This window comes from Nocardioides sp. NPDC087217 (assembly GCF_044744805.1).
In the GTDB taxonomy this organism is placed as follows: domain Bacteria; phylum Actinomycetota; class Actinomycetes; order Propionibacteriales; family Nocardioidaceae; genus Nocardioides.
The window spans coordinates 171,824-184,729 of sequence record NZ_JBIUZB010000001.1 but is presented as its reverse complement, the minus strand read 5'-3'; the positions used below and the strand labels follow the sequence as shown (position 1 = coordinate 184,729).

Below are 12,906 nucleotides of genomic sequence, written 5' to 3'. Positions count from 1 at the left end.
CCGAGCGGCCGACACCGGCACGGAGGCAGAACCTCGTTGGGCGCTTGTCACAAAACAGAAACACGGCGGCGTACGCAGGTGGGGCTGCTACGCCGCCGGTTCTGGTTCAGCAGTACAGGTTCCCGCCCGGGTCGACACCCAGGAGAGACGTGACCTCGGTGTAGTTGTCGACGCGGCTCTGCACCTGGGCCGGGTTGCCGCCGTTGCACTCGATGGCGCCGTTGATGGACCGGATGGTCTCGCCGAAGCCGGCGCCGTTGACCATCGCCGCGTGCGGCGTCATGGTGCCCGGGCCGTTCTGGGTGTTCCAGTACCAGAGCCCGGTCTTCCAGGCGACCGCCGGATCGGTGGCGACCAGGTTCGGGTTGTTGAGCAGGTCGATCCCGAGCGCGTCCCCGGCGGCCTTGTAGTTGAAGTTCCAGCTCAGCTGGACCGGCCCGCGGCCGTAGTACTGGTCGTTGCCGGCCGGACAACCGTAGGGCTGGGACGTGTCGCAGTAGTGCGGGTAGTTGGCCTCGTTCTGCTCGACGACGTAGAGCAGGTCACCGGTCTCGTGGGCGACGTTGGCGATGAACGCGGCAGCCTCGCGCTTCTGGGTCGCCTCGTCCCCAGCATTGGTGAATTCCGGATAGGCGCTGAGCGCCTCGACGAGGCCCGCGTACGTGTAGAAGGGATTGCGGTTGGGGAAGAGCTGGTTGAACTGCTCCTCGCTGACCGGGAACTCACCGGCCACCGGTGCCGGCGTCTCCGGGTCGGTGGCGGTGCCACCGATGTTCACGTCGATGCAGGCGTAGAAGGCGTTCGCCGTGTCGGCGACGTTCCAGACCGCGAGGACCTTCTGCCGGCCGGTGAACGACCCGAAGTCGACCTGGTGCTCGACGGTTGCCGGCGGCTGCGCGCCACCGTCGTCGAACTCGGCAATCTTGGTGCCACCGATGAAGTACTGCCAGGTGCTGGTGCTGTGCCGGGCGCTCAGTGACCAGGTGAACGTCTGGGTCCGGCCGACGGGCGTGGCCTGCCAGTTCTTGGAGTCGTCGTCGAGCTCGGCGAACCTCGAGTTGCCGCCGGAGCAGCTGGTCAGGCCCTTCGGGCCCTCGACACTCTGTGGTTCGTACTTGATGTCCCCGCACTCGACGGTGCCGGCAGCACACTGGGCCTGCCTGCTCGGGGGGTTCGAGATGTAGCCGTGCGCACTTGCGGGGCTCGTCGGCAACATGGCCAGGACGGGCGCCAGCAAGATCCCGCCGAGAACGGCGATCTTCGTGGTAGTACGCATTCCAAGCTCCTTGATGGGGGTTGAGATGGATGGCGATCGAAGCCCCCACTGTAAGGTTCCTTTACAGTTACCGTCTAGACCCAGCGTGGACAAACACCGGCGCGAGCCCTGCAGTTGTTAGGTTGCTTTCCGTACGCCACCCCGACCCTCGAAAGGAGCGCCGCCGATGTCGAGACCACCCAAGACACACCTGATCCGCGACACCAACGACCGCGCGGCGCTCGATCTGATGCTCTCGAACGGGCCGGTGACGAAGACCCGGCTCGGCGAGCTCGTCGGCCTCTCGAAGGTGACCGCGGGACAGCTGTTGACCCGGCTCGGCGAGCGCGGCCTGGTCGAGGTCGTCGGGACCCAGCAGGGCGGTCGCGGCCCCAACGCCGCGCTCTACGGCGTGGTCCCGTCGGCGGGCTATGTCGCGGCCCTCCACATCGGACCCGACCAGATCACCGCGTCGGTCGCCGACATCACCGGCACCGAGCTGGCCACCGGTGCGCTCGACCCCCATGAGACCTCCGACCCGGTCGAGGCGGTCCGGGCCACCGTCGCCGACGCCACCCGGAGCGCCGGCATCACGATGACGCAGCTCCGCTGCCTCTCGATCGGTACGCCCGGGATGATCGACCCGCGCACCGGCGACTTCCGCTTCGCCAACGACCTGCCGGACTGGCGCGCGGGCGTCCTCCAGGACCTCCGCCGCAGCTTCCAGCGGCCGATACTGATCGAGAACGACGTCAACCTCGCCGGGCTCGCCGAGCAGTCCGCCGGAGCCTCCCACGGCGTCAAGGACTCGGTGCTCGCCTGGATCGACCGCGGCCTCGGTCTCGCGGTGATCGTCGACGGCCGCCTCCACCGCGGCGCCGGCGGCGGTGCCGGCGAGATCGGCTACCTGGCGGTTCCGGGCGCCTCCACGCCCCACGGCACCGACAGCCCGCAGCACGCGGCCTTCCAGTCGCTGGTCAGCGTCGAGGCCATGGACATCCTCGCCCGGGCGTTCGGGCTGAAGGGCAGCGGCGTGGACTGCGTACGCGCGGCCGCCGGCGGCGACCCCGACGCCGAGCCGTTCCTCGAGGAGCTGGCCAGGAGGCTCGCCCTCGGCCTGGCGGGCATCTGCGTCGTGCTCGACCCCGAGCTCTGCGTGCTCGCGGGCGAGGTCGGGCGCGCCGGCGGGCCGGTCCTGGCCGCCCGCGTACAGAAGGCGATCGCCGCCCTCGGCCCCAACGTCCCCACCGTCGTTCCCACCGAGATCTCCGGCGACCCCGTGCTCCGCGGTGCCCTCCAGATCGGTCTCGACACGGCCCGCGACGAGGTCTTCACCCACCAGGGCTGACCCCGACGAGGATCCGCCGGCAGTCAGGGGAACGCCCGATGCCATAGGTACCGCGGCTACATATCGTCGTGGTGTGACCACCACCCAGATACGCGAGCGCCGACCACGCGTCAGCCTCTTCTGCTTTCGAGCCGTCGCGGTTCTGACCGCGCTCTTCGCGATCGGGCAACCGATCTTCATCGGCTCCTACTTCGCCGGCACCTTCGAGGCGTTGGGCCTCCACTCCGCGGGCGCAGTCGCGCTGCAGGGCCTCGGCCTGCTGCTGCCGATCGCCGCGGGCGCCGTCGTGGCGATGCGCGGGCGCTGGTGGTTCCTCAGCTGGTCGGTCGCGCTCTTCTTCCTCATCCACGTCCAGGCGATCCTCGGCTACACCCGGGTCCTGCAGCTGCACGTCCCGGTCGGCGTCCTCACCGTCGGCATCGCGGTGGCCGTGGCCGTCGCCGCCGTACGCCGCGGCGCCGGCAGCCCGCGGGAGGTCGGGCGATGAGGATCGGACGACGCACCCTCCTCGGCGCCGGACTGGCTGCCCCGGTCGCCGGATCGCTGGCGGCGTGCGGCGAGGCCCCCGGGCAGACCGGACGGGTCCTGCGCAGCGCGGCACGGCTGCCGAAGGCGTACGAGACACCGTTGCCGTTACCGCCGGCCAAACGACCGTCGGGCGAACTGATCGAGATCGCCCAGCGCACCGCGTCGGTGGAGATCCTGCCCGGGCTGCGGACCGAGATGATGACGTACGACGGGGTCTTTCCCGGGCCGACGCTCGAGACCCGCCGCGGCGAGGCGGTGACCGTGCGCCACACCAACGCCCTCACGCTGCCGACCGCGACGCATCTCCACGGCGGGCACACCCCGGCGAAGAGCGACGGCTGGCCGACGGATCTGCTGCTGCCCCCTGGCTTCGAGTCGCACCACGCCCACCACGCCGGTCACGGGGGTGGCCACGAGGCCATGGCCGACCCGAAGGCGCAGGTCACGACCGGAAAGCGGGACTACCGCTATCCGCTCGAGCAGCCGGCGACGACGCTGTGGTACCACGACCATCGGATGGACTTCACCGCCCCGCAGGTGTGGCGGGGTCTGGCCGGCTTCCACATCATCCGCGACGACGAGGAGGACGCGCTCTCGCTGCCACGGGGCGAGCGGGAGATGCCGCTGATGATCGCCGACCGGGCCTTCGACGAGGACGGCACGCTGCGCTATCCCGCGCTCGACCCGGAGCTGCTCGGCGAGCCCGGCGTCGAGGAGCGCTACATGGCCGGCGTGCTCGGCGACGTCATCCTCGTCAACGGCGCCCCGTGGCCGGAGGCGGAGGTCGACGCGGCCCAGTATCGGCTGCGGCTGCTCAACGCCTCCAACGCGCGTCGCTACGCGCTGAGCCTGCGCACCTCCGACGGACGGCCGGTGACGTTCACCCAGATCGGCTCCGACGGCGGGCTCCTCGCGGCCCCGGTCGAGCACGGTGAGATCACGATGGCGTCCGGCGAGCGGTTCGACGTCGTCGTCGACTTCCGGTCGCTCGCGCCGGGCACGACGGTCGAGATGCGCAACCGTCTCGGCACCGGCCGCACCGCTCAGGTGATGCGATTCCGCATCGCCCGGCACGCGGCCGACGACGTCCGGCTGGCGGAGCGGCTGGCCGACGTACCCGAGGCCGAGGCGCCCGACGGCGCGGTCGTCCGCAGGTGGCACTTCCGCCAGGCGAAGGTGCACGGCCGCCGGGGCTGGGGGATCAACGGCAAGCCCTTCGACCCCGCGGTGCCGCAGGCCCGGGTGCCGCTGGAGTCCACCGAGATCTGGGAGTTCTTCACCGACGCGCACCACCCCGTCCACGTCCACCTCTCGCCCTTCCAGGTCCTGCGACGCGGCAACCGTGGCCCAGGTCCGATGGACCTCGGCTGGAAGGACACCGTCGACGTACGCCCCTACGAGGCCGTCCGGGTCAGGGTGAAGTTCGAGAAGTACGCCGGCCGGTTCCTGATCCACTGCCACAACCTGGAGCACGAGGACATGGCGATGATGGCCGGCTTCGAGACGGTGTGATCAGCCGGTGAAGGGGACCCAGGCGAACCGGCCGATCGCCACGAAAGCGGTCAGGGCGAGGTAGGTCGCGTCCACCAGCGCGGCCTTCGTCTCGCCTCTGCGGATCCGCAAGGTCACGGCGCCGACCATGATCAGTGTCAGTCCGCTTGCCGCCAGCGGCACCAGGATCGGCGCGATGTCGAGCAGGGCGGGCAGGATCAGACCGATGGCGCCGAGGATCTCGAGGCCGCCGATGGTCTTGAGGGTCGCGGGCCGGAAGTCGAGGACCCAGCGCGAGGCGTCGCCCATCGTGGCCATCCTCTCCCTGGGGACCAACAGCTTCCCGAAGCCGGAGAGCAGGTAGATGGCGGCCATCAGGCCGGCGACGATCCATAGTGCGATGTTCATGAGTCTTCTCCTGGGCAGAATCGATGAGGTCTGTGGCCGCGGCGGACCCGGCCGGGTCCGCCGCGAGCCGAGGCACGTCGGGTCAGGCGTACTGCCCGGGCTGGTACTCGCCGCCGGGAGTCCGGGTGATCACGTTGAGACGGTTGAAGGCGTTGATCAGGCAGATCAGTCCGACCAGGGCCATCAGCTGGTCCTCGTCGAAGTGCTTCGCCGCGTTCGCCCACGCCTCATCGGTGACGCCGCTGGAGTCGGCGAGGCGAGTGCCCTGGTCGGTGAGCTCCAGCGCCGCCCGCTCCGCCTCGGTGTAGACGGTCGTCTCCCGCCATGCCCCCACCAGGTTGATCCGCATCGCGCTCTCACCGGCGGCCGCGGCGTCCTTGGTGTGCATGTCGAGGCAGCCGCCGCAGCCGTTGATCTGGCTGGCGCGGATCTTCACCAGCTCCTGCACCGCCTTCGGCAGTGTCGAGCCGGCGATGATCTTGTTCGACGAGATGATGTGCTTCGCCCACGCGGCCCCGATCTCGTTGCCCATCGGGTTGATCCGGCTTTCCATCTTGGGTCTCCTTCGTCTTCGGATGCTTGCACCAGTACGACGGAGCCGTTCTCCACGAGGTAACAACCCGGGGCGACGAAAGGCGCGCTACTCGGGTCGCGGGGGCAGATCCATGGCGTCGAGGCGCTTGCGGTCGCTCACGGTCACCAGCTCGACGATCCGCCCCTCGACCACGGTGCACACCACCAGGCCGAGCACCTTGCCGTGGGCGCCCCAGGCCACGAACCCGGGCTCGCCGTTGACGCGGACCGGGAGCGTCGAGGTCATCGAGCGTGCGCCGCGCAGGACCGGTTCGGCCACCTCGGCTGCGCCGACCGTGGTCAGCACGCCCTTCGGGTGGTACGTCCGCCAGGTCACGTTCGGATCGAGCAGGGCGACGAGTCCTTCGAAGTCCCCGTTCCGTGACGCGGCGAGAAATGCGTCGACCACGGCACGCTGGCGCCGCGGCTCATCCTGCGGCAGCGGGGTGCCCTGCACCTTCCGGCGGGCCCGGCTGGCGAGCATCTTGGTCGCATCGGTGGACCGGCCGATGATCTCGCCGATCTCGGCGAAGGGCACCGCGAACATGTCATGCAGGACGAACGCCAGCCGCTCGGTGGGCGTGAGGGAGTCGAGCACCACGAGCAGTGCCAGCCCGACCGACTCGGCGAGCATCGCGTCGTCCTCGGGTGCTGCTCCACCGTCGACGGCCACCACGAGCTCCGGCAGCCGGTCCTCGTACGACAGCTCCGACCGGGTCCTACGCGAGCGGAGCACGTCGATGCAGACCCGCCCCACCACGGTCGTCAGCCAGCCGGCCAGGTTGTCGATCGACGCCTCGTCCTGCCGAGACAGCCGGATCCACGCCTCCTGCACCGCGTCCTCGGCGTCCGCCCTCGACCCGAGCATCCGGTACGCGACCGCCACCAGGCGCTCACGCTGCTGCTCGAAGGCCTCCGCCGTTGCTTCGTGTGGACCTGATCCGGTCATGTCGTTACCTTCCTCGCGGAAACTCCGTCATGGTGATGACGGGCCCGCAGACGCCAAGGTAACCGTCACGACGGGGAGATCTGACCCGGACGGCCCCCGAGCTAGCGGCCGACGGCCAGGAACAGCGCGGCCAGGGCGACCACGACCAGCACACCGTTGAGCCACAGGTCTCCACGCTCTCCGCGCGAGAGATGGAAGATCGCGGCGAGCACCTGCACCACGGCCAGCCCTCCCGCCGCCCAGACCGCCAGGCCGGGGGCGATGCCGGTCAGCGGCGGGAGGATCAGCCCCAGAGCGCCGGCGATCTCCACCGCACCGATCGCCCGGACTCCCGCCATCGGGATCGAGGTGCCGGCCCACCCCATCATCGGCGCCAGCTGCTCCTGGCTCCGAACCACCTTGATCCCGCCCGAATAGAGATAGAACGCCGCGAGCAGCGCGGCGACGATCCAGTACGCGACAGCCATGTCGAACTCCCTTGGTTACGATGAGTAACTGAGCAATGACCACCCAGCATGGACGGGTTTCGAGGGGCGTACAAAAGGCACATCGGTGTGCCTGAGGAGCGGCGGGAGCAGAGCATGTCGGACTACGAGAAGGCCTGCCTGATCAGGGGCGATGGCGGACGCGCGATCCGCGGCATCCTGGATCGCATCGGGGACAAGTGGAGCGTGCTGGTGATCGCCACCCTGGACGGCGGTCGGATGCGGTTCGGCGATCTGAAGCGGCACGTCCCGGGCGTCTCCCAGCGCATGCTCACGCTCACCCTGCGCCACCTCGAGCGCGACGGGCTGGTGGCACGCACCAGCTACCCCGAGGTGCCGCCGCGGGTCGAGTACGAGCTGACCGACATGGGCAGGACGCTGGTCGGTCCCGCGGTCTCCTTGGCCGAGTGGGCGATCCGGCACAACCCGCTCATCGATCAGCAGCGACGCGATTACGACGCCCGTCTGGACTGACTCACACCTCGAGCCGCTTCTCCATGTCGTCGAGGAGCGACTCGACCTTGCGGTAGGTCTGCGAGCTGTACGCCCCGATGCCGCGCTCGGCGGCGAGCGCGTCACGCATCGCGTCGAGGTAGCGCAGCTGGAGGATCATCGTCTGCTCCATCACCGCGGGCTTGAGCCTCGGGGTGTCGCGTACGCCCGCGAGCACCCGCGGGAGGATGCGGTCCTTCAGCTTCGTCACCAGCTGCGGGTCGATCGGCTCGCCGTCGATGGTCTGCGACTCCAGCGGTCCGAGGGTGTCGACCGCCGACTCCCCGACCTGACGCAGCAGGGCGCGGAACGCGTTGTGCCGCTCCTTGGCGCTCTCGGGGGAGAACCGCATCCGGCGGATCACCGCCGGGAGGGTGAGGCCGAAGAGCACCAGGGTGATCAGCGCGACCAGGAACGCGGCGAGCACGACGGTCGCACGGTGGGAGGTGCCGACCGGGATCGTCTGGGCGGCGGCGACCGTGACGACGCCGCGCATCCCGGCCCAGCCGATCGTCAGGAAGCCGCGCTTCGTGATCGGCTCCCGCTCCTCGAAGTCGATGTCTGCCCGACCTCTGGCCAACCGTCGCCGGGCAGAGGTGATCCGGGCGTCCTCCCGGTCGTCGGCCGGCGTCAGCGACTCGATCTTCTCCTCGAACTGGTCCAGGCGGGCACGTACCTGCTCCTTGCTCTCCTCGCGGTCGCGGAGGGCAGGCCCGGCGAGCCCGGCGAACCGGAGCAGGACCAGCAGGCCGACCACGATCGCGACCAGCCCGGCCATCTCGCCCAGGGTGGTCTCGCCCTGGGCGGCATCGACGAAGTCGGGCAGCTGGTAGCCCATCGCCAGGAAGACGCCGCTCTCCAGGATGAAGTTGAAGGTCGCCCAGGTGGTCGTCTGGGTCTGTCGGTCGCGGGCGCTGAACCGGCGGCTGCCGAGACCGCCCGTCACCAGCCCGGCGACGACGACGGCGAGCACCCCGGACGCGTTCAGCTCCTCGGCCGGGAAGTAGGCGATGAACGGCACCGCGAACGAGATCGTGGTGTTGAGCACCGGGTCGTCCAAGCGCTGGCGGAGCAGGACGGTGAGCCAGCCGACCACGCCGCCGATCACGAGCGCGCCCAGCACCGCCCAGCCGAACTCCAGCGCCGTACGTCCCAGCGAGAACGAGCTCGCCGCCGCGATCCCCGCAACAGCCGTCCGGAGGACGACGAGGGCGGAGGCGTCATTGACCAGGCTCTCGCCCTCCAGCACCGTCATCACCCGCGGTGGCAGCCCGACCCGGCGCCCGATCGCCGTCGCCGCCACCGCGTCGGTGGGACTGACGACCGCCCCGAGCGCGACCGCGAGCGGGAAGGAGATCTCCGGGAACAGCCAGTGGACCACCGCCCCGATCACCAGCGCCGAGACGATCACCATCACGACCGAGAGCCAGCTGATCAGCCGCAGGTTCCGCCGGAAGTCGATCACCGGCAGGTTCACCGCGGAGGAGTAGAGCAACGGCGGCAGTACGCCGGCCAGGATCCACTCCGGATCGAGCTCGATCGCCGGCGCTCCCGGCAGATAGCTCGCCCCGATCCCGAGCCCCACGAGCAGCAGCGGCGCCGCCACTCCCGTACGCCGCGCGAACACCGACGCCGCGATCATGATCGCCAGCGCCACCCCGACGATCAGCATTACCCGATGGTCCATGTCAGGAGCCTAGGAAACCGCTGGACATGGCTCCGGATGCCGAGTCGGCGCGTCCTGACGCAAAGCCACGCCGAGTCGGCGCGTCATGACGAGCCGACTCGGCGATCGGTGGGTTGTCGCCGGCGGGATCAGCTGAAGCGGCGCAGCCGGAGGCTGTTGCTCACCACGAACACCGACGAGAAGGCCATCGCGGCACCGGCGAGCATCGGGTTGAGCAGTCCGGCGACCGCCAGCGGGATGGCCGCGACGTTGTAGGCGAACGCCCAGAACAGGTTGCCCTTGATGGTCGCCAGGGTCCGGCGGGAGAGCCGGATCGCGTCGGCCGCGACCCGCAGGTCGCCGCGGACCAGGGTCAGGTCGCTGGCCTGGATGGCGACGTCGGTGCCGGTGCCCATCGAGAGGCCGAGGTCGGCCTGGGCGAGCGCCGGCGCGTCGTTGACACCGTCACCCACCATCGCCACGACACGGCCCTCCTCCTGCAGCCGACGGACCACCGCGACCTTGTCCTCGGGGAGAACCTCCGCGATGACAGTGTCCGCGGAGACCGGGATCCCGACCTCGGCGGCAACGCTCCGAGCCACGGTCTCGTTGTCGCCGGTGAGCAGGACCGGGGTCAGGCCCAGGCGCTGGAACTCCGCGATCGCCTCGGCCGAGGTCGGCTTGATCACGTCGTTGACGACCAGGACGCCACGCGCCTGTCCGTCCCAGCCGACGGCGACGGCGGTGCGGCCCTCGCCCTCGGCCGCAGCCATCGCGGACGCGAGATCCTCGGGCAGGTACTGGCTCCACTCCTCGAGCAGGCGGGCCCGGCCGACGAGGACCGCGTGGCCCTCGACGATGCCCTGGACACCCAGGCCTGGGACGTTGGCGAAGTCCTCGGCCGCCGGCAGGGGGCCGACGCGCGCCTCGGCCCCCGATGCGATCGCCCGGGCGATCGGGTGCTCGGAGGCGTACTCCAGGGCGCCGGCGAGCCGCGCGATCTCGTCGGCGTCCTCGCCGGGCGCGGCGATGACGTCGGTCAGGGTCATGCTGCCGGTGGTGACGGTGCCTGTCTTGTCGAGCACGATGGTGTCGATCCTGCGGGTGCTCTCGAGCACCTCCGGTCCCTTGATCAGGATGCCGAGCTGGGCGCCGCGTCCGGTTCCGACCATCAGCGCCGTGGGCGTGGCCAGACCGAGCGCGCACGGGCAGGCGATGATCAGCACCGCGACCGCCGCGGTGAAGGCGGTGGCGGCCCCCTCGCCGGCGCCGAGCCAGAACCCGAGCGTGATGGCCGAGAGGGCGATCACGATGGGTACGAAGATCCCCGAGATGCGGTCGGCGAGCCGCTGAGCCGCCGCCTTGCCGGTCTGCGCCTCCTCGACCAGGCGCGCCATCTGGGCGAGCTGAGTGTCGGCACCGACCCGGGTCGCCCGGACGACGATGCGCCCGCCGGCGTTCACGGTGGCACCGGTGGCGCCGTCACCGGGTCCGACCTCGACCGGCACCGACTCGCCGGTCAGCATGGCCGCGTCGATCGCGGAGGACCCGTCCTCGACGATGCCGTCCGTGGCGATCTTCTCCCCGGGACGTACGACGAACAGGTCGCCGACGGCGAGCTCGTCGATCGGGATCCGGATCTCCACCTCGTCCCGGAGGACGGCCACCTCCTTCGCGCCGAGCTCGAGGAGCGCGGTCAGGGCGGCGCCGGCGCGCCGCTTCGACCTGGCCTCGAAGTAGCGGCCGGCGAGGATGAACGTCGTGACCCCGGCCGCCGCCTCGAGGTAGATGTTGCCGAGCCCGTCGGTGCGCTCGATGGCGAAGCTGAACGCGTGGGTCATGCCGGGCTCGCCGGCGGTGCCGAGGAAGAGGGCGTACAGGGACCAGCCGAAGGCTGCCAGGGTGCCGATGGAGACCAGGGTGTCCATGGTCGCCGCCCCGTGGCGGGCGTTGGTCCAGGCTGCCCGGTGGAACGGCGCCGCGCCCCAGACGACGACCGGTGCTGCGAGCGTGAGCGAGAGCCACTGCCAGCTCTCGAACTGCAGCGCCGGCACCATCGCCAGCAGCACCACCGGGACAGTGAGCAGGGTCGAGACCAGCAGCCGCCGCTTGAGGAGTGCGACCGGGTCCGAGACGTCGGCGTCGGCGGAGGCATTCGAAGGAGCCGCCTCGCGGCGAGGCTCCTTGGCGCCGTACCCGGCGCTCTCGACCGTCGCGATCAGCACGCTCGCGTCGATGTCGGTGCTGTCCGCGGCGACGGAGATCTTCGCCTTCTCGGTCGCGTAGTTGACGGTGGCGGCGACACCGTCGAGCTTGTTGAGCTTGCGCTCGATGCGGTTCGCGCACGACGCGCAGGTCATGCCGTTGATCTCGAGCTCGAAGTCGGTCGTGGGGGCAGAGGTTCCGGAGACGGTCATCACTGGTGTCCTTCGGGTGGGTGATCGTGGTGCGCGTCGGCTCCCCGCTCGCAGGGAGCCGACGCGGGTGGCTCAGCCGGCGAGCTGGTAGCCGGCCTCCTCGACCGCGCGCTGAACCTGCACGCGGTCGAGCTCGTTCGCGGAGGTGACGGTCACCTGGCCGGTGGCCAGGTCGACGTCGACCGAGGAGACGCCCGCGATCTGGGCGACCTCCTCCGTGACGGAGCTGACGCAGTGGCCGCAGGTCATCCCGGAAACGGTGTAGGTGGTGCTGCACATGGTGCTTTCCTTTCTCTGTGGTGGACCCTGCTCAGGCAGGGGGTCAGTGGGCCTCGGCGGTGAAGGCAGCGGTCCGGACCTCGCCGGCGTGCTTGAAGTCGAGGAACAGCCGGTACGTTCCGGCCGAGGGCACCTCGGCGGAGAAGGTGATCTCCGGGCCGGGGTCGGTGCTCCCGTCGCCGGGTGCTCCTTCGGGGTGGACGTGGAGGTAGGCGAGGTCGCCGTCGCGGAGTGCGACCAGGTGCCCGTACGCCTCGAGGTAGGGCTCGAGGTCGGTGACGGCTTCGCCGTCCCGGGTCACGGTCAGGGTGAGGCGCGAGGTCCGGCCGGGCACCAGATGACCGTCCAGGTTCACCTCGTAGGGGCTGACGGTGCTGGTGGTGGCGGCCGGCGGCAGCGGCTCGGGCTCGTGGGGGCCGGCGACGAAGAGGTCCTGACCGAGGGTCAGCCCCTCGGCCGCGGTCGCCGGCCGGAAGTCGGCGAAGACGCGGTAGGTCCCGGCCGCGGCCAGGTCGGCGGTGACCGACCAGGTGCCGTCGGCGGCCATCACCGGGTGCAGGTGCTCGTAGGTCGCCAGGTCGCGGCGTACGACGATCAGGTGGAGCTTCTTCCCGTGCGCGGTCCCGAACCGGGTCACCGGCTCGTGGTCGGCGTCGAGGATCCGGAACCGCAGCGTGGCGCCAGCCGTGCGCTGGTAGCGGTCCTCGACGAGGTCGAGCGTGTAGCCCGCCTCGCTGACGTTGAGCCCGGTGGCCTCGGGCGCCGTCGTCGCGCCGTGTCCGGCGTGACCGCCGTGGCCACCGCTCGCGGCCTCGTGCTTCTGGTGGGCCGGGCGCTCCGGCTCGCCGACAGGGCCGACGGAGGCGCCCACGGCGGAACCCAGGCCGCCGAGGGCAACGACGGCTCCGGCGAACGCACCGACCTTGGCAATGGCGTTCATGTGATCTCTCCTGGCTCGAATCTCGATGACTCTCGATGACGTGCCAGAGGTTGCTCGGCCGATCTGTCCGCGGAC

General features: G+C 70.5%; 13 protein-coding genes. 4 read left to right on the top strand and 9 right to left on the bottom strand.

The genetic code is table 11. The features are described 5' to 3' along the window. Nucleotides 1–106: 106 nt before the first annotated feature. Complete coding sequence (locus tag ACIO3S_RS00945; protein ID WP_350717712.1) at nucleotides 107–1,276, bottom strand: glycoside hydrolase family 19 protein; 1,170 nt, start codon at nucleotides 1,274–1,276, stop codon at nucleotides 107–109. A gap of 166 nt (nucleotides 1,277–1,442) precedes the next feature. Here ACIO3S_RS00945 and ACIO3S_RS00940 point away from each other — a divergent pair, with 166 nt between their 5' ends. From ACIO3S_RS00940 to ACIO3S_RS00930, 3 genes are all read left to right on the top strand, one after another. Next, nucleotides 1,443–2,603, top strand: coding sequence for an ROK family protein (locus ACIO3S_RS00940; RefSeq protein ID WP_400458558.1), 1,161 nt, complete (start codon nucleotides 1,443–1,445; stop codon nucleotides 2,601–2,603). 73 nt (nucleotides 2,604–2,676) lie between these two features. Continuing rightward, on the top strand, nucleotides 2,677–3,090 hold the full coding sequence (locus ACIO3S_RS00935) for a hypothetical protein (RefSeq protein WP_400458557.1): 414 nt from the start codon (nucleotides 2,677–2,679) through the stop codon (nucleotides 3,088–3,090). After that, nucleotides 3,087–4,643, top strand: a complete 1,557-nt coding sequence (locus ACIO3S_RS00930) for a multicopper oxidase family protein (protein WP_400458555.1) — start codon at nucleotides 3,087–3,089, stop codon at nucleotides 4,641–4,643. Before ACIO3S_RS00935 ends, ACIO3S_RS00930 begins: the two co-directional genes overlap by 4 nt. Here ACIO3S_RS00930 and ACIO3S_RS00925 read toward each other — a convergent pair whose 3' ends face one another. The 4 genes from ACIO3S_RS00925 to ACIO3S_RS00910 form a co-directional block, all read right to left on the bottom strand. Then, entirely contained in the window at nucleotides 4,644–5,030 is a 387-nt protein-coding gene (locus tag ACIO3S_RS00925) for a DoxX family protein (RefSeq protein ID WP_350837600.1), read from the bottom strand. A gap of 82 nt (nucleotides 5,031–5,112) precedes the next feature. After that, the gene (locus ACIO3S_RS00920) at nucleotides 5,113–5,583 is read right to left on the bottom strand and encodes a carboxymuconolactone decarboxylase family protein (RefSeq protein WP_141802088.1); all 471 of its coding nucleotides are present in this window, start codon (nucleotides 5,581–5,583) and stop codon (nucleotides 5,113–5,115) included. A gap of 87 nt (nucleotides 5,584–5,670) precedes the next feature. Beyond that, entirely contained in the window at nucleotides 5,671–6,552 is an 882-nt protein-coding gene (locus ACIO3S_RS00915) for a sigma-70 family RNA polymerase sigma factor (protein ID WP_400458554.1), read from the bottom strand. Nucleotides 6,553–6,653: 101 nt separating this feature from the next. Next, nucleotides 6,654–7,019, bottom strand: a complete 366-nt coding sequence (locus ACIO3S_RS00910) for a DoxX family protein (protein WP_400458552.1) — start codon at nucleotides 7,017–7,019, stop codon at nucleotides 6,654–6,656. 114 nt (nucleotides 7,020–7,133) lie between these two features. Here ACIO3S_RS00910 and ACIO3S_RS00905 point away from each other — a divergent pair, with 114 nt between their 5' ends. Next, on the top strand, nucleotides 7,134–7,511 hold the full coding sequence (locus ACIO3S_RS00905; protein ID WP_400458551.1) for a winged helix-turn-helix transcriptional regulator: 378 nt from the start codon (nucleotides 7,134–7,136) through the stop codon (nucleotides 7,509–7,511). Nucleotide 7,512: 1 nt separating this feature from the next. On the opposite strand, the gene ACIO3S_RS00900 is transcribed toward ACIO3S_RS00905, so the two are convergent. The 4 genes from ACIO3S_RS00900 to ACIO3S_RS00885 form a co-directional block, all read right to left on the bottom strand. After that, the gene (locus tag ACIO3S_RS00900) at nucleotides 7,513–9,216 is read right to left on the bottom strand and encodes a cation:proton antiporter (RefSeq protein ID WP_400458550.1); all 1,704 of its coding nucleotides are present in this window, start codon (nucleotides 9,214–9,216) and stop codon (nucleotides 7,513–7,515) included. Between the two features lie 128 nt (nucleotides 9,217–9,344). Further along, nucleotides 9,345–11,612: a heavy metal translocating P-type ATPase gene (locus ACIO3S_RS00895; protein WP_400458548.1), complete on the bottom strand. Its 2,268-nt coding sequence runs from the start codon at nucleotides 11,610–11,612 to the stop codon at nucleotides 9,345–9,347. 72 nt (nucleotides 11,613–11,684) lie between these two features. Beyond that, the gene (locus tag ACIO3S_RS00890) at nucleotides 11,685–11,891 is read right to left on the bottom strand and encodes a cation transporter (RefSeq protein ID WP_350717426.1); all 207 of its coding nucleotides are present in this window, start codon (nucleotides 11,889–11,891) and stop codon (nucleotides 11,685–11,687) included. 43 nt (nucleotides 11,892–11,934) lie between these two features. Next, nucleotides 11,935–12,831: a hypothetical protein gene (locus ACIO3S_RS00885; protein ID WP_400458547.1), complete on the bottom strand. Its 897-nt coding sequence runs from the start codon at nucleotides 12,829–12,831 to the stop codon at nucleotides 11,935–11,937. Between the last annotated feature and the right edge of the window lie 75 nt (nucleotides 12,832–12,906).

Excerpts from the sequence above, each read along its gene's own strand:
- ACIO3S_RS00945 (WP_350717712.1), bottom strand. The coding sequence starts at position 1,276 with ATGCGTACTACCACGAAGATCGCCGTTCTCGGCGGGATCTTGCTGGCG.
- ACIO3S_RS00940 (WP_400458558.1), top strand. The coding sequence starts at position 1,443 with ATGTCGAGACCACCCAAGACACACCTGATCCGCGACACCAACGACCGC.
- ACIO3S_RS00930 (WP_400458555.1), top strand. The coding sequence starts at position 3,087 with ATGAGGATCGGACGACGCACCCTCCTCGGCGCCGGACTGGCTGCCCCG.
- ACIO3S_RS00925 (WP_350837600.1), bottom strand. The coding sequence starts at position 5,030 with ATGAACATCGCACTATGGATCGTCGCCGGCCTGATGGCCGCCATCTAC.
- ACIO3S_RS00920 (WP_141802088.1), bottom strand. The coding sequence starts at position 5,583 with ATGGAAAGCCGGATCAACCCGATGGGCAACGAGATCGGGGCCGCGTGG.
- ACIO3S_RS00915 (WP_400458554.1), bottom strand. The coding sequence starts at position 6,552 with ATGACCGGATCAGGTCCACACGAAGCAACGGCGGAGGCCTTCGAGCAG.
- ACIO3S_RS00910 (WP_400458552.1), bottom strand. The coding sequence starts at position 7,019 with ATGGCTGTCGCGTACTGGATCGTCGCCGCGCTGCTCGCGGCGTTCTAT.
- ACIO3S_RS00905 (WP_400458551.1), top strand. The coding sequence starts at position 7,134 with ATGTCGGACTACGAGAAGGCCTGCCTGATCAGGGGCGATGGCGGACGC.
- ACIO3S_RS00900 (WP_400458550.1), bottom strand. The coding sequence starts at position 9,216 with ATGGACCATCGGGTAATGCTGATCGTCGGGGTGGCGCTGGCGATCATG.
- ACIO3S_RS00895 (WP_400458548.1), bottom strand. The coding sequence starts at position 11,612 with ATGACCGTCTCCGGAACCTCTGCCCCCACGACCGACTTCGAGCTCGAG.
- ACIO3S_RS00890 (WP_350717426.1), bottom strand. The coding sequence starts at position 11,891 with ATGTGCAGCACCACCTACACCGTTTCCGGGATGACCTGCGGCCACTGC.
- ACIO3S_RS00885 (WP_400458547.1), bottom strand. The coding sequence starts at position 12,831 with ATGAACGCCATTGCCAAGGTCGGTGCGTTCGCCGGAGCCGTCGTTGCC.